Origin of the sequence: Sulfurospirillum diekertiae, assembly GCF_002162315.1 — a bacterium.
Classification (GTDB): Bacteria; Campylobacterota; Campylobacteria; order Campylobacterales; family Sulfurospirillaceae; genus Sulfurospirillum.
Genome location: NZ_CP021416.1, coordinates 402875 through 418533, shown reverse-complemented (window position 1 = coordinate 418533; position 15659 = coordinate 402875). Strand labels below are relative to the sequence as shown.

Genomic DNA, 15659 nt, shown 5'->3' with positions numbered 1-15659 from the left:
TTTTTAAAAATTTTACTCAAATGATGTCAAAACAAAGGACATCACCTGCTGTTAAATTTATTTAGCTTTTGGTCTTTTTGTACCGTATTTACTTCTAGACACCGTTCTTTTTGCAACACCTGAAGTATCAAGCGCACCACGTACGATATGGTACTTAACACCTGGTAAATCTTTTACCCTACCGCCACGTACCAATACAATGGAGTGTTCTTGTAGGTTGTGTCCCTCGCCACCGATGTAGCTAATGACTTCAAAACCGCTGGTCAATTTGACTTTGGCAACTTTTCTCAAAGCAGAGTTTGGTTTCTTAGGAGTTGTCGTATAAACTCTTGTACAAACGCCTCTTCTTTGAGGGCACTTATCAAGTGCAGGTGATTTTGATTTTTTAATCACCTTTTTTCTCTCATTTCTGACGAGTTGGTTAATGGTTGGCACATTATTTCCTTTATTTTGTAAAAAATAGGTGCTAATTTTATTTAAAAATAGCTTAAAAAAGGTTAAGTTAAGGGAACCTTAACTTAACCTCTACTTGGATTCAACTCAATATTAAATTGTTTGTTTTGATAAAGACCGGTTCCTACTGGAATCATACGTCCTAAAATAACATTTTCTTTAAGATCTTCAAGCATATCCATCTTACCTGCGATGCTCGCTTCCGTTAGAACTTTCGTTGTTTCTTGGAATGAAGCCGCTGATATAACACTATCACTACCAATCGCTGCACGCGTAACACCTAAAAGTGTTGGTTCAGCAATCGCTGGCTCTCCACCCATTTTCATAACCGCTTCATTTTCCTCACGGAAACGTCTACGACTAATCAAATCACCCATAATGAATTTGGTATCGCCACTGTCAACAATACGTACTTGGCGAAGCATTTGAGAAACGATAACCTCAATGTGTTTATCGTTAATCGCAACACCTTGTCCACGATAGACTTGTTGAATTTCACTGATCAAATAATAGTGAAGTGCTTTTTCACCCATAATACGTAAAATATCATGGCTTGAAATTACACCATCGGTGAGTCGCTCACCTGCGTGGACAAATTCACCTGGTTGAACGTGAATTTGTGTATTACGATCCACTAAATACTCGACACTTGTACCATCAGCTGCTTCAATGATAATACGTTCTTTTGAACGTAGTGGTTTACCAAAACGAATCGTTCCATCAATCTCCGCAATAACAGTGGCATTTTTAGGACGACGTGCTTCAAAAAGCTCACTAATACGTGGAAGACCACCAGTGATATCTTTCGATTTTGCAATCGCTTTTGGCGTTCTACCAATCAAATCCGCTAGACCAACCGTTACACCATTTTGAACAAAGATTGCTGTTTTTGGCTCTAATTGATACTTAACAATCTCACCATTTTTATTTGCAATAATAATGGTTGGTTTCATGCCGCTTGGTAGATACTCATTGATGACCAGTTTGCTTTGACCAGTCATATCATCAAATTGCTCTGTTGCACTAATACCTGGTTCAATATCTTCAAATGTAACAATACCTGCATCTTCTGCGATAATTGGCGTAGAGTATGGATCCCACTCAGCAATGGTAATTTGCTCACTGGTTGAAGGATATGCAAGGAGCGTTTTCCCCTCTACAATGCTATTATCATTAATATCAATGATGGAATCACGTGGAATATAGTGACGAATTGCTTCTCTATCATCATTGTCTGCAACCACTGCAAAAATACCTTTTTCTTTAACCACATGACCTTTTTCAATATCGTGGATACGATCCAAATAGTCTCCATGAAGCTTATAGTATTTTACAACACCTTTGGCATCAGCATGAATCTTTTGGATAATTGGATCACCATTTTTTACTTTAAGCTCACTCGCATAAGGAATACGACTTGGAACATTCCAACCCTCTTTAATGACCTCTACGATACTCTCGTTGATTTCAACCATATCGCCACTAAGATATGGGATATAGAATTTACCCTCAATTTTACCACTAACACCCGCTAGCTCATTTGGCTTAGCAAAGTCACTTTTACGAAGGGTATAACGAATATTTTCACCACTAGCACTGGTAATTGTAATCGCTGTCTCTTCATGTGCTGTATCAATCTCAATCGTACCTTTAAATGGTGCTTTTATTTTTGGCTCGACAAGAAGAACAGCTGCATTTCTGCGGTTAGCAACAATATTCTTGCCTTCTTTAGTCACATACGTTTTTACATTGTAATAACGAATAAAACCCTCTTTCTGTGCAATAACTTGGCGATCTTGAGATTCCGTTGATGCCGTACCACCGATGTGGAATGTACGAAGTGTTAGCTGCGTACCTGGCTCACCAATCGATTGTGCTGAAATAATACCAACAGCTTCACCAGGGCGAACCAATGTGCCCTCAGCCAAGTTCGTACCATAACATTTAGCGCAGACACCTTTTTTAGCTTTACATGTAATCGGTGTACGAATAACAACCGACTTAATGCTTGCCTCTTTAAGGGCTTGGGCACTCTTCTCATCAATCAATGTTCCCTCTGTGAAAAGAACTTCATTGGTAATTGTGTCAATAACATCTTCGGCAAGAACACGACCTGTTGCTCTCTCATACAATGACTCTACAAGCTCACCGCTTTCACTGATTTCAGTAATCTCAACGCCTTCATGCGTACCACAATCATCCATGGTCACTTTCACATTTTGAGCAACGTCGATGAGTTTTCTTGTTAGGTAACCCGCGTTCGCTGTTTTAAGAGCGGTATCCGCAAGACCTTTACGAGCACCATGCGTTGAAATAAAGTATTCAAGAACGTTTAGGCCTTCACGGAAGTTTGAAATAATTGGCGTTTCAATAATACTTCCATCCGGTTTCGCCATAAGACCCCTCATACCTGCTAACTGTCTAATTTGCGCAGCAGAACCACGCGCACCAGAATCTGCCATCATATAAATAGAGTTAAAGCCACCTTTATGACTCTCCGTAAGCTTCATCATTTCAGAAGCCACTTCATTGTTCGTATCCGTCCAAATATCAATAATTTTGTTGTAACGTTCTTGCTCAGTTAATAAACCAGAACTAAATTGTTTTTGGATCTCACGTACTTTTTTCTTCGCTTCTTTGATTTTTTTCACTTTTGCTTCAGGAACACGGATATCATCAATTGAAACCGAAATACCTGATTCAGTTGCGTATTTAAAGCCGAGTCTTTTAATATTATCCAAAAATCCTGCAGTAATACCAATACCACCTTCTTTAAAGACAAAATCAACTAAAGCACCGATATTTTTCTTTTTCAATACTCTGTTCCAGTGTGCTTCAGGCACAAAATCTGGTAAGATTGATTTTAAAATCAAACGACCTGCTGTTGTAAAGAGAACTCTATCATTGATACGTGTTTTAATTTTTGCATGAATATCTAAAAATCCTGCATCAATGGCAATATGGACTTCATCCACATTTGCAAAAATCTTATTAGAACCTTTTGCATGCGGTTTTTCGAGTGTTAAATAGTAAAGACCCAAAACCATATCTTGTGTTGGGACGGTTACCGCTTTACCTGAAGCTGGAAGCAAGATGTTCATTGAACTCAGCATCAAGATCTTACATTCAGCAATGGCCTCTTGTGATAATGGAACGTGAACGGCCATTTGATCGCCATCGAAGTCCGCGTTGAAGGCAGAACATACAAGAGGGTGCAAACGAATCGCTTTTCCATCAATCAAAACAGGATGAAATGCCTGAATTGAGAGTTTGTGAAGTGTTGGTGCACGGTTAAGCATAACCGGATGACCTTTAACCACTTCCGCTAAACATTCCCATACTTCATTGGTTTTCATATCGATCATTTTTTTCGCTTGCTTAACCGTTGTTGCATACCCTTTTTCTTCAAGGCGTGCTAACAAATGTGGTTTAAAAAGCTCCAACGCCATCTGTTTTGGAAGACCGCACTGATCCATTTTCAAGTTTGGTCCAACAACGATAACAGAACGACCTGAAAAGTCAACCCTTTTACCAAGTAGGTTTTGGCGGAAACGTCCTTGTTTACCTTTAATGATCTCTGAAAGCGATTTTAAAGGACGCTTATTAGCGCCTTTTACGGCATTGGCACGACGACCATTATCAAAAAGTGCATCAACCGCTTCTTGTAACATTCGTTTTTCGTTACGAATAATAATTTCTGGTGCATCAAGTTCCATCAAACGCTTCAAACGAGCATTTCTGTTGATAACACGACGATACAAGTCATTGACGTCACTGACCGCAAACTTTCCACCATCAAGTGCTACAAGTGGTCTAAGATCTGGCGGAAGAACTGGCAACATAGTAATCATCATCCATTCAGGGCGATTGCCACTGTTGAGGAATGCTTCAACAACTTTGAGACGTTTAACAATGGTTTTTTTCTTTGCTTCAGAACTGGTTTGGTTAATATCTTCTTTAAGTTGACCAAGAACTTCGACAAGATCAATATTCGCTAATAAATCACGAATAACCTCGCCACCCATTTTTGCTACAAAACCAGTATCTTCAAAACGTTGTTGCAATGATTGATATTGTTCTTCATTAAGAACATCATAAACTGCAACTTTATTTTTATTTTCAGCATCGTAAAACGCTTCACCTGCTTGCTCAACAATGTAAGCTTCATAGTAAAGTACGCGCTCAAGATCTTTCATCTTAACACCAAGTAGCGTTCCCACACGACTTGGAAGTGAGTTAACATACCAAATATGCGCCACAGGAGTTACTAACTCAATGTGCCCCATACGTGAACGTCTCACTTTTGTGCTCGTTACTTCAACGCCACACTTCTCGCATTTGATGCCTTTGTAACGCATCTTTTTATATTTTCCGCACAGACATTCATAATCTCTGACGGGTCCAAAGATTTTCGCGCAGAAAAGTCCATCACGCTCTGGTTTGAGCGTACGATAGTTAATGGTTTCTGGTTTTTTAACCTCTCCATAACTCCATGAGCGAATCTTTTCAGGACTTGCAAGTCTTAATTGAAATGCTTTAAAGTCCCTAGGACGGCTCTCTTCGTGAATCTCAATTGGTTCTAGTCGTTTCATCTTCTTCCACCTCGTCATAAATCTCAACATCTAAAGCCAAAGACTTCAACTCATTCGTTAAAACATAGAATGTTTCAGGAATTCCTGTTTGAGGGACATTTTCACCTCTAGTAAGTGCTTTATAAGCTAAAATACGTCCTTCAACGTCGTCTGATTTGACTGTTAACATCTCTCTTAGTGTATGAGCAGCACCGTATGCTTCAAGCGCCCATACCTCCATTTCACCGAATCTTTGACCACCAAAGAGGGCTTTACCACCAACAGGTTGTTGCGTAACCAGTGAGTATGGTCCTGTACTTCTTGCATGCACTTTTTCGTCAACCAAGTGGTGAAGTTTTAACATGTACATGTAACCCACATTGACTCTTTCGTGCATCTTTTGACCTGTCATACCATCGTATAAGTCAGTCTTACCATCGGTATCAATTTTTGCCATTTCAAAGAGTTTTTCAAACTCTTCAACGTTAACACCTTCAAAAATTGGAGTTGCAAATTTAACACCCTTGCTCCAATCTCTAGCAAAAATCAACAATTGTTCATCATTTACTTTATCAATAAAATTCCTAGCATCCATCAGTTTGGCAACATCAGCAATACTAATCATTTTTTCACGAAGTGCTTTAATCCAATCACCTTGTTTCTCTTTAAATATCTCTTCAATTTGATCGCCTAAACGTTTACCAACAAGACCTAAATGAACCTCAAGAATTTGTCCAATATTCATACGACTTGGAACGCCCAGTGGATTTAAAACGATGTCGACAATTTCACCATTTTTAAGGTAAGGCATATCGACTTCACGAACGATATTAGAAACGATACCTTTATTTCCGTGACGTCCCGCCATTTTGTCACCGACTTTAAGCTTACGTTTGGTTGCCACATAAACTTTAACAAGCTTAACAACCCCGCTTGGTAAAATATCATCTTTTTCAATGATATTTAGTTTCTCATCATGTTCTTCTTTGAGCTTTTTCTTCTCATTTTGGAAGTACATTTTAAGATCTTTATAGTCATCTTGAACTTCATTTGAGAATGCTTTTACAATCGAATTAATTGAAAAACGGTTAACATTATGAAGATCTTCTGCTTTAATAAAGCCACCTTTTTTATAGCTTGTTTTGCTAATCTCTTGATCTTCTTGTAGTGGGTTTTTCAAAAGCAATGCATTAATACGCAACATCTCTTCACGATCTAACATCAAGAGTTTATCATGATGCTCACGGTCTAAAATCTCTTTTTCTTGCTCATATGCTTGGACAGCACGTGGATCTTTGTCATAACCTTTTTTTGTAAAGATTTTAACATCAACAACAATACCCTCTAATGATGGCGTTGCATAAAGTGATTTGTTGACAACATGTCCTGCTTTCTCACCAAAAATAGCACGTAAAAGTCGCTCTTCAGGCGTTGGTTTTACTTCACCTTTTGGTGATACTTTACCAACAAGAATCATGCCAGGAGTGACATAGGTACCAACTTTTACAATACCACTATCATCAAGATGGGCTAATTCTTCTTCTTTGACATTTGGAATGTCTTTAGTAATCTCTTCTACGCCGTCTTTAAGCTCACGTGCTTCAACCTCTTTTTCATAGATATGAACGCTGGTAAAAGCATCTTCACGAATCATACGCTCAGAGATAACAATCGCATCTTCGTAGTTATAACCATTCCATGGCATAAAAGCAACCATTGCGTTTTTACCGATAGCAAGTTCACCTTGATCCATACTTGGACCATCAGCGATAACACCACCCGCTTCAACCATATCACCTTTTCTTACAATGACTTTTTGAGTGAAAGTTGTATTTTGGTTGGTTCTAAGATTTTTTTGAAGCGCATAATGGTCAATAAATGCGCCACCTTCATCTTCACCTAAAATATAAACATTTTTATTATCAACTTTTTCAACCATACCCGCACGTTTGACTTTAATCGCTTCCCAAGAGTCTCGAGCTGCAATTTTTTCAACGCCCGTTCCCACAATAGGTGCGTCTGATTTGACCAAAGGCACGGCTTGACGTTGCATGTTTGAACCCATCAATGCACGGTTCGCATCATCATGTTCCAAGAATGGAATAAGTGAAGCTGCAACACCGGCTATCATCATGGACGAAAGATCGATCAAATCAACTTTCTCTTTCTCAATTAGTACAGTCTCACCATCAACTCTAACCTCAATTAAATCTTCAACAATCTCGTTGTTTTCATTAATCTTGGTACTGGCAGGGGCAATAACTAAACCCTCTTCTTGTGTTGCTGTGATGTAAATAATCTCATCTGTAATGGTTGCATTCTCAACTTTACGGTAAGGTGCTTCCACAAAACCAAGGTCATTAACTTTTGCATACATTGAAAGGGTATTGATCAAACCAATATTTTGACCCTCTGGTGTTTCTACTGGACAAATACGACCATAGTGTGTTGGGTGAACGTCACGGACTTCAAAGCCTGCACGCTCTTTTACTAAACCACCCTCACCAAGAGCCGATAATCTTCTTTTATGTGTAATTTCACTGAGCGGATTGGTTTGATCCATAAATTGTGACAATTGTCCACTTGAGAAAAATTCTGCAATCGCAGAAGTAATCATTTTAGAGTTAATCAAATCATGAGGCATTAACTCTTCAACACTACCGCTAAGTGCTGTGAATTTATCACGAATCGCTTTTTGCATTTTGATCAAACCTGCATGAAGCTCGTTCGCAAGTAACTCACCGATAGCTCTAATTCTTCTATTGCCCAAGTGATCACGATCATCGATATGACCTTGACCATTTTTGACCTTAATAAGATATTTTGCTGTTTTGATAATATCTTCGCTCGTCATAATCGTCACATACTCTGGTACTGTAAGTCCAAGTTTATGATTCATTTTCATACGACCAACTTTGGTTAAATCGTATCTTTCAGAGTTAAAGAAAAGATCTTTGACAAATGTCTTTGCAGCTTCTTTGGTAACAGGCTCGCCTGGTCTCATTACTTTATAAATACGAATCGCTGCTAAGTCATTTTCATCTTCAATGCTCTCTGTTTGACGAAGTAATTTCAGTGTTTCGTTATCAGCAATAAACGAGTTAATAATAGCATCATCGACACCACTTGCAAGATCATTGGCAATTTCAATCGTTTCACATTTTTGTTCAATAATCTTAGCCAATTTACCTTCGTCAAGTTGTGCCAATGTATCATAAAGGACTTCGCCACTCTCTTTATCAATAATTGGAGAAGAGAGAAAACGATTAACCAAAATTTCAACAGGATATTCAATAAACTTAATACCATCTTCAATAAATTTTTCAGCTTTTTTACGTGCAAGACGCTTTCCTGCAGCCAAAAGAAGGTTTCCATGTTCATCTTTAAGATCGAAATCAACACGACCTAAGAAGTTATCTGCTGAGAACTCAATTAAGAATTTATTTTCACGAATCATAATATTGAGCACAGGGTAAAAAAGTTTTAAAATATCTTGTTTGCTGTATCCAAGTGCACGAAATAGAATCGTAATAGGAACTTTTCTGCGTTTATTAATTCTAACAAATAGGGTATCTTTAGCATCGTATTCAAAATAGAGCCAAGAACCGCGATCTGGAATAATTTGAGCATTATAAATAAGCTTATTAGCAACCGTTGGGCTCTCTTCTTCTTTAAAGATAACACCAGGGCTTCTGTGAAGCTGATTAACAACAACTCTTTCAACACCATTGATAACAAATGAAGTTCTATCGGTCATTAATGGAATTTCACGAATAAAAATTGCTTGTTCTTTAATATCTTTTACACCAGTCTTTTCACCGGATTTTTCATCTTTATCCCAGAGGATAAGACGAATATTCATTTTTAAGCTAACAGAATAAGTAAGGCCACGCTCCATACATTCGCGGACAGTATATCTAGGTTTTCCAACCTCAGATCCAGCATATTCTAAAGTAAGTCTATTTTGGGGATCATGAATAGGAAAAATAGATTTAAAAACCTTCTCTACGCCACTCTCTTCTTTGAAATTTTCAACATCTAAAAACTGTTCGTAACTCTTTTGTTGAAGTTGGAGTAGATTTGGTACATCAATTTTTTTTGGGACTTTGGAAAAATCGACTCGTAAGCGATTTCCAGATTTTAGGCTATTTAACATGAGTCTACCTCGTGTAGTTGTTTGAAAAGGGCAGTAGGTTCATCTATCGCTTGATAGAAGTTGTAACGACTAATTAATATCCAAGAATATAGTTTTAAAAGAGAAGCGCAAAGCTTCTCTTAAAGTAATAAAATTACTTGATTTCAGCGACAGCGCCAGCTTCTTCAAGTTTCTTTTTGATTTCTTCAGCAACTTGTTTAGAGACACCCTCTTTAACAGTTGTAGGAGCACCTTCAACAGCATCTTTTGCCTCTTTAAGACCAAGACCTGTGATTTCTCTAACAACTTTAATTGCGTTGATTTTTTTCTCGCCGCCATCTTTAAGAATAACATCAAACTCAGTTTTCTCTTCAGCCGCCTCTGTTGCAACAGCTGCGCCAGCACCTGCTACCATAACTGGAGCTGCAGATACACCAAATTTCTCTTCGAAATCTTTTACAAGTTCACTCAATTCAAGTACACTAAGACCTGAAATATACTCTAATACGTCTTGTTTTGAAATTGCCATTTCAAATCTCCTGATTATTTTATAGTTATAATGATTTTACAAGAGTCTTGCTCTTGGACTTTACATGTAAAGGCAAAACTTTACAAATACGCTCTATTCAGACTCTTGTTTTTTAGCACGAAGTGCATCAAGACCAATGGTAAAGTTTGTAATGGGTGCCATCCAAGTTGATAGAAGCATTCCAATAAGCTCATTACGTGATGGCATTTTAGAAAGTGCTTCAACTTTAGCAGCATCAACAACAATACCACCAGCAAAACCAGATTTAATTACAAAATTTGGGTTTGTTTTGGCGAATGTAGCGACAACTTTAGTAACAGCTAACTGATCAGCACCCCAAACAAAAATGTTGGTGTCTTTTAGTTCAAGTCCTTCGATACCAGCGTTTGTCATAGCAATTGATGCTAAAGTATTTTTAATAACTTTAACACTAACAGCTTCTGGTCTTGAAGCATTTCTTAATGCTTCGATCGCTTTAACATTAAGACCTTTGTAGTCACAAACAATTAAACCGTCGGAAGATTTAAACTCTTCAGTTAGAGAACTAATAAATTCAGCTTTCTCTGTTCTTGTCAATTTTTCTCCTTTCCAACTGGTGATTTCAAGTAGAGATGAGTTACCTCAAATTAAGCTTTCGCCTCTACTCTCTCCAATCATAAGATTAAGTATAAATATACAGTACACCATAAAGTAACTCTCTATGGCAAAAATTTCTAAGGCACTAAAGCTTTCTAGCCAAATTTAATGGACAAAAGCTTTAGATGAGTATTTTATCTAAGGTCGATTAATTCTTGATTTTCAAGATTCATAGATGGGCTCATAGTAAGTGACAATGCAGCACATTTAATATATTTACCTTTAGAAGAAGCAGGTTTATGCTTGTTGATTGCTTTGATAAATGCTTCAAAATTCTCTCTAATTTGCTCAGATGAGAAGCTAATTTTACCAATACCCGCATGGATATTTCCTTGTTTATCAACACGGAAGTTTACTTGTCCACCTTTGTTATTCTCAACAGCTTTTGCAACATCCATTGTTACAGTACCCGTTTTTGGGTTTGGCATAATACCTTTTGGTCCAAGAATACGTCCAACTTTACCTACTAAACCCATCATATTTGGTGTTGCAATCAAAACGTCAAAGTTAATGCGACCTGCTTGAATCTCTTCAATTAAATCATCGCTACCAACAATATCAGCACCAGCAGCTCTTGCTTCATCTGCTTTTTCGTCTTTCGCAATAACCGCAACACGAACTGTTTTACCAGTACCCGCTGGAAGAACAACAGAACCTCTAACCATTTGGTCAGCATGTCTTGGGTCAACGTTAAGTTTAAGTGCAATTTCGATTGTTTCGTCAAATTTTGCAGACGCTAGGTTTTTAATATTGCCAAGTGCATCAGCTACTGAATACTTTTTTTCTTTATCAACTTTTTTCAAAAGTTCTTGAAAACGTTTATTTACTTTCTTTGCCATTCTTTATCTCCGCATAATTTTGCTTCCGCCTTTATGACCCTGACGGTAAAGGGGTAAGGATTAATCGACGACGTTAATACCGATACTTCTAGCAGAACCTGAAATAATTTTCACAGCTGCTTCACGATCCGTTGTATTAAGATCAGCAATTTTTTTCTCAACAATCTCAAGAATTTGAGCTTTGCTAAGGGTACCAACTTTATTTTTCAAAGGGTTGCTTGAACCACTTTTAAGACCAACTGCTTTTTTGATAAGATCAGTTGCAGGTGGTTGTTTGGTGATAAATGTAAAACTTTTATCAGCATAAACAGTGATAACAACAGGAATTCTAAAACCTGCCAACTCTTTTGTTCTTTCATTAAATGCTTTACAAAATTCCATAATATTCACACCACGTTGACCAAGAGCTGGTCCTACTGGAGGTGAAGGGTTTGCTTTAGCAGCTTCAATTTGCAATTTAATTTCGCCAATGACCTTTTTTGCCATTTCTTTTCCTTTAAGCTTAGACTATTTTTTCAACTTGAGAATAGAGAATCTCAACTGGAGTGCTTCTACCAAAGATTGAAACATTGAGTGTGAGTTTGCCATGAACCATATCATACTCTTCTACAGAACCTGTAAAGTTTGCGAAAGGACCTTCTGTAATCCTAACACTCTCGCCATTTTCAAAGAAGATTTTTGGTTTTGGCGCACCTTTTTTCTCTGCTTTTTCCAAAATCAATGCAATATCTTTTTCACTCAAAGGTGTAGGTTTTTTTGCCTCACCGATGAACCTTCCGACTTTTGGCAATGATTGGATAAGATGCCAGAGTGCTGTATCTAAATCCAGTTTTGCAAATGCATAACCAGGATAAAGACTTCGCTCACTAATCTTTTTTTTACCATTCTTAACTTCTATTACATCTTCAGTTGGGACAAGAATTTGTTCTACTTTATCAGCGATCCCATGATCGTTAACAAGTGTAATAATCCCTTTCTTAACTGCTTGCTCGCTACCTGCATAGGTTTGAATTGCATACCATCTATGTGCCATTCTTTCTCCTTAAATTAAAGAAGATAAAGAAAAAGACATAATAGCATCAATCAACGCTAAGAAGAGTGAAATTACAGTTACAACAACGAAAACAGAAATGAAAGCATTTCGTATCTGTTCTTTTGTTGGAAATATAACTTTTGACAATTCAGCTTTAGAATGATGATAATAAGCTCTTAATTTTTCCATTGTATTACCTCGACTAGTGGCAGGGTAGGAGGGACTCGAACCCACAACCTGCGGTTTTGGAGACCGACGCTCTACCGTTGGAGCTACTACCCTGCATGTAAGTTAAGTCTTTTAAGGGACTTAACTTTTTAATTTCACTTCTTTGTGAACAGTGTGTTTTTTCAGTCTTGGACAATACTTGCTAAGTTCAACTTTTTCAGTAACTGTCTTGCTGTTTTTGGTTGTTGTGTAATTAATGTCACCACATTCAGAACACTTTAGTCCGATTTTAACGGTCATTAGATTTCCTTGACTTAATTACATGTAAGGGTTTCCCCTTACATGCTAAAATTACTTGATGATTGTAGCAACAACACCCGCACCAACAGTTCTACCACCCTCACGGATTGCAAAACGAGTACCCTCTTCAAGGGCGATAGGTGCGATAAGTGCAACTTTGATTTTTACGTTATCACCAGGCATAACCATCTCAGTACCTTCTGGTAATGTGATAGAACCTGTTACGTCTGTTGTACGAACGTAAAACTGTGGTCTATAGTTGTTAAAGAATGGAGTATGACGACCACCCTCTTCTTTTGAAAGAACATAGATTTCAGCTTCAAAATCAGTGTGTGGAGTGATTGATTTTGGTTTACAAAGAACCATACCACGCTCAACTTCTTCTTTTTTGATACCACGTAGCAAGATACCACAGTTATCGCCAGCTTCACCACGTTCCATCTCTTTACGGAACATTTCAACACCAGTTACAGTTGTAGTTTTTGTATCTTTGATACCAACGATTTCAATTGTTTCACCAATTTTTACAGCACCTCTGTCGATTTTACCAGTAACAACGGTACCACGACCTGAGATTGAAAATACATCTTCGATTGGCATCAAGAAGTCTTTTTCAGTTTCACGGATTGGATTTGGGATATAAGCATCAACAGCAGCCATAAGAGCAAGAATTTTTTCACCCCATGCGCCAACAGTACCAGCTTTTGCTTCTTCAAGTGCTTTAAGTGCAGAACCTGCAACGATTGGAGTATCATCACCTGGGAAGTCATATGAACTAAGAAGCTCTCTAATTTCCATTTCAACAAGTTCAAGAAGTTCTTCATCATCAACCATATCTGCTTTGTTCATGAAAACAACGATGTATGGAACACCGACTTGGCGAGAAAGAAGGATGTGTTCACGAGTTTGAGGCATAGGACCATCTGCTGCAGAAACAACAAGAATAGCACCATCCATTTGAGCAGCACCTGTGATCATGTTTTTAACGTAATCCGCGTGACCTGGGCAGTCTACGTGTGCGTAGTGACGATTTTCTGTTTCATATTCAATGTGAGAAGTTGCAATAGTAATACCGCGCTCTCTCTCTTCAGGAGCGTTATCAATACCATCGTAATCTTTAAATTCACAAAGACCTTTTGTCGCTAGAACTGCAGAGATAGCAGCTGTAAGCGTAGTTTTACCATGATCAACGTGACCGATGGTTCCAATGTTAACGTGTGGCTTTGTTCTAGAGAACTTTTCTTTTGCCATTTTTTCCTCCGTAATGAGTTTTATTTTTAGTACATTTCAATTTTTCAAAGTTTTAAAAACTTTTTGAGTGATGGAGCTCATAGAGGGACTTGAACCCTCGACCTCTTCCTTACCAAGGAAGTGCTCTACCCCTGAGCCATATGAGCCGACTACAAAAGGGTGGACCGAATTGTATCGCAACAATAATAATGATTAGATTTTATTAAGGAAAGAAAGGAAAGACTACTGAACTTGTTCTGTAGTGCCCTAAAGCAGAAGAAATTCAACAGCTCCCAGTTTGCTTATAAAATCTTGGAGCGGGAGACGGGACTCGAACCCGCGACCCCCAGCTTGGAAGGCTAATGCTCTAGCCAACTGAGCTACTCCCGCAATGGTGGTGAGAGAAGGATTCGAACCTTCGAAGACATAGTCAGCAGATTTACAGTCTGCCCTCGTTGGCCACTTGAGTATCTCACCGTATTTTTACCATATTTATTGCTGGTCAAACACTGTCTTTCACAAACAAAAATGGAGCTGGTGAACGGAATCGAACCGCCGACCTACTGCTTACAAGGCAGTTGCTCTACCAACTGAGCTACACCAGCACCCTTGATTGTGAGGTGAAATTATATCTCAAAAGATTTTCAAAGTCAATACTTTTTAGATATTTTACTTATATATTGGCTAAAATAGTCTCTTATGTTTGCTATTAAAGGTATACGATGAAAATTTTATTCTCACCCAGCGAGACAAAAAGCGCATTAACCACTCACGGCTTGCTCAAAAAAGAGAGTTTAGTCTTTCCTTATTTATATGAAAAACGTTATCAGGTTTTGAAGCAGTATCAAGCACTTTTAGAAACATATGATACCACACTCTTGCAAAATCTCTTTGGTATTAAAGATACTCAAAAAAATTTAGTACAAGCAAGTAAAAATATTTTTGACTCATTTACATGTAAAGCTATTCTTCGATACAGTGGTATTGCTTACGATCATCTTTCATTTGCAACATTAGATAAAAATGCACAAACTTATATTGAAAACCATGTCATGATTTTTTCGAATCTTTTTGGCCCTCTTTTAGCCGGCGATCTGATTCCAGAATATAAACTCAAACAAGGTGAAAGCCTGAATGGTTTTAAAACCGAAATTTTCTATAAAGAGTATTTTAGTGATGCCATTGATGCGTGGATTGGTGATGAAACTATTTTAGACCTACGTGCAGGATATTATGAAAAATTCTATACGCTGAAACAACCTTTTATCACCATGAAATTTTTGAAAAATGATAAAGTAGTAAGTCATTTTGCAAAAGCTTATCGTGGGCAAGTTTTACGTGAAATGGCTATTCATCGCCCTTCTAATGAAAAAGATCTTGGAAAAATCAGTTTTGAAGGACTTCGTATTCGTGAAATCAAAGAACAAAAATTGAAACGCGAATACATCTTTGATATTATTGATTGATTTGTTGTAAAAAGGTACAATGTTATCAAAATTTATATCAAGGAAAAGCTTATGGGTATTTTACAATGGATCGTCATTGGCGTACTTGTTTACGCGATCTATTATATTATCAATAAATATGAACGAAAAGTTGATGAACTCACAAGGCTTATTGAGCTTAATCGTGATGAAATCGATAAGAACAAACAAGATATCGCAAAAAATAGTGAAAAAATCGCTAAAGCGAGTGAAGGTGTAGCAAAGAATAAAGAAAAACTTGAGCTTAATCAAACGATTATCGAAAAACTAAAATAATTCTA

The 15659-nt window shown here is 37.6% G+C and carries 13 protein-coding genes and 5 tRNA genes; 2 read left to right on the top strand and 16 right to left on the bottom strand.

The window, feature by feature from the left end; genetic code table 11:
- Nucleotides 1-57: 57 nt before the first annotated feature.
- From rpsL to Sdiek1_RS02115, 16 genes are all read right to left on the bottom strand, one after another.
- Nucleotides 58-435: a 30S ribosomal protein S12 gene (gene rpsL, locus Sdiek1_RS02190; RefSeq protein WP_012856158.1), complete on the bottom strand. Its 378-nt coding sequence runs from the start codon at nt 433-435 to the stop codon at nt 58-60.
- Nucleotides 436-518: 83 nt separating this feature from the next.
- A complete protein-coding gene (rpoC, locus tag Sdiek1_RS02185) occupies nt 519-5045 on the bottom strand; it encodes a DNA-directed RNA polymerase subunit beta' (RefSeq protein WP_087437695.1) in 4527 nt (1508 codons plus the stop codon).
- The gene (rpoB, locus tag Sdiek1_RS02180) at nt 5023-9180 is read right to left on the bottom strand and encodes a DNA-directed RNA polymerase subunit beta (protein ID WP_087437694.1); all 4158 of its coding nucleotides are present in this window, start codon (nt 9178-9180) and stop codon (nt 5023-5025) included. Before rpoB ends, rpoC begins: the two co-directional genes overlap by 23 nt.
- 133 nt (nt 9181-9313) lie before the next feature.
- Nucleotides 9314-9688, bottom strand: a complete 375-nt coding sequence (gene rplL / locus Sdiek1_RS02175; RefSeq protein ID WP_087437693.1) for a 50S ribosomal protein L7/L12 — start codon at nt 9686-9688, stop codon at nt 9314-9316.
- Nucleotides 9689-9781: 93 nt separating this feature from the next.
- Nucleotides 9782-10264, bottom strand: a complete 483-nt coding sequence (gene rplJ / locus Sdiek1_RS02170) for a 50S ribosomal protein L10 (RefSeq protein WP_087437692.1) — start codon at nt 10262-10264, stop codon at nt 9782-9784.
- Between the two features lie 194 nt (nt 10265-10458).
- The gene (gene rplA / locus Sdiek1_RS02165) at nt 10459-11163 is read right to left on the bottom strand and encodes a 50S ribosomal protein L1 (RefSeq protein WP_087437691.1); all 705 of its coding nucleotides are present in this window, start codon (nt 11161-11163) and stop codon (nt 10459-10461) included.
- 60 nt (nt 11164-11223) lie between these two features.
- The gene (gene rplK / locus Sdiek1_RS02160) at nt 11224-11649 is read right to left on the bottom strand and encodes a 50S ribosomal protein L11 (RefSeq protein WP_087437690.1); all 426 of its coding nucleotides are present in this window, start codon (nt 11647-11649) and stop codon (nt 11224-11226) included.
- Between the two features lie 16 nt (nt 11650-11665).
- On the bottom strand, nt 11666-12196 hold the full coding sequence (gene nusG / locus Sdiek1_RS02155) for a transcription termination/antitermination protein NusG (RefSeq protein WP_087437689.1): 531 nt from the start codon (nt 12194-12196) through the stop codon (nt 11666-11668).
- Nucleotides 12197-12205: 9 nt separating this feature from the next.
- Nucleotides 12206-12385: a preprotein translocase subunit SecE gene (gene secE, locus Sdiek1_RS02150; RefSeq protein ID WP_087437688.1), complete on the bottom strand. Its 180-nt coding sequence runs from the start codon at nt 12383-12385 to the stop codon at nt 12206-12208.
- Between the two features lie 17 nt (nt 12386-12402).
- Nucleotides 12403-12478 (bottom strand) — tRNA-Trp (locus Sdiek1_RS02145).
- A gap of 27 nt (nt 12479-12505) precedes the next feature.
- Nucleotides 12506-12664, bottom strand: a complete 159-nt coding sequence (gene rpmG / locus Sdiek1_RS02140; protein ID WP_012856149.1) for a 50S ribosomal protein L33 — start codon at nt 12662-12664, stop codon at nt 12506-12508.
- Nucleotides 12665-12715: 51 nt separating this feature from the next.
- Nucleotides 12716-13915, bottom strand: a complete 1200-nt coding sequence (tuf, locus tag Sdiek1_RS02135) for an elongation factor Tu (RefSeq protein WP_087437687.1) — start codon at nt 13913-13915, stop codon at nt 12716-12718.
- A gap of 71 nt (nt 13916-13986) precedes the next feature.
- Nucleotides 13987-14061 (bottom strand) — tRNA-Thr (locus tag Sdiek1_RS02130).
- A gap of 146 nt (nt 14062-14207) precedes the next feature.
- Nucleotides 14208-14284 (bottom strand) — tRNA-Gly (locus Sdiek1_RS02125).
- A 2-nt stretch (nt 14285-14286) separates the two neighbouring features.
- A tRNA-Tyr gene (locus tag Sdiek1_RS02120) sits at nt 14287-14371 on the bottom strand.
- Nucleotides 14372-14423: 52 nt separating this feature from the next.
- Nucleotides 14424-14499 (bottom strand) — tRNA-Thr (locus Sdiek1_RS02115).
- A gap of 117 nt (nt 14500-14616) precedes the next feature.
- Between Sdiek1_RS02115 and Sdiek1_RS02110 the strand changes: the two genes are divergently transcribed.
- Together Sdiek1_RS02110 and Sdiek1_RS02105 are read left to right on the top strand one after the other, a co-directional pair.
- The gene (locus Sdiek1_RS02110; protein WP_087437686.1) at nt 14617-15360 is read left to right on the top strand and encodes a YaaA family protein; all 744 of its coding nucleotides are present in this window, start codon (nt 14617-14619) and stop codon (nt 15358-15360) included.
- A 51-nt stretch (nt 15361-15411) separates the two neighbouring features.
- On the top strand, nt 15412-15654 hold the full coding sequence (locus Sdiek1_RS02105; RefSeq protein WP_087437685.1) for a hypothetical protein: 243 nt from the start codon (nt 15412-15414) through the stop codon (nt 15652-15654).
- Nucleotides 15655-15659: the final 5 nt, after the last annotated feature.

Excerpts from the sequence above, each read along its gene's own strand:
- rpoC (WP_087437695.1), bottom strand. The coding sequence starts at position 5,045 with ATGAAACGACTAGAACCAATTGAGATTCACGAAGAGAGCCGTCCTAGG.
- rpoB (WP_087437694.1), bottom strand. The coding sequence starts at position 9,180 with ATGTTAAATAGCCTAAAATCTGGAAATCGCTTACGAGTCGATTTTTCC.
- rplL (WP_087437693.1), bottom strand. The coding sequence starts at position 9,688 with ATGGCAATTTCAAAACAAGACGTATTAGAGTATATTTCAGGTCTTAGT.
- rplA (WP_087437691.1), bottom strand. The coding sequence starts at position 11,163 with ATGGCAAAGAAAGTAAATAAACGTTTTCAAGAACTTTTGAAAAAAGTT.
- rplK (WP_087437690.1), bottom strand. The coding sequence starts at position 11,649 with ATGGCAAAAAAGGTCATTGGCGAAATTAAATTGCAAATTGAAGCTGCT.
- nusG (WP_087437689.1), bottom strand. The coding sequence starts at position 12,196 with ATGGCACATAGATGGTATGCAATTCAAACCTATGCAGGTAGCGAGCAA.
- secE (WP_087437688.1), bottom strand. The coding sequence starts at position 12,385 with ATGGAAAAATTAAGAGCTTATTATCATCATTCTAAAGCTGAATTGTCA.
- rpmG (WP_012856149.1), bottom strand. The coding sequence starts at position 12,664 with ATGACCGTTAAAATCGGACTAAAGTGTTCTGAATGTGGTGACATTAAT.
- tuf (WP_087437687.1), bottom strand. The coding sequence starts at position 13,915 with ATGGCAAAAGAAAAGTTCTCTAGAACAAAGCCACACGTTAACATTGGA.
- Sdiek1_RS02110 (WP_087437686.1), top strand. The coding sequence starts at position 14,617 with ATGAAAATTTTATTCTCACCCAGCGAGACAAAAAGCGCATTAACCACT.
- Sdiek1_RS02105 (WP_087437685.1), top strand. The coding sequence starts at position 15,412 with ATGGGTATTTTACAATGGATCGTCATTGGCGTACTTGTTTACGCGATC.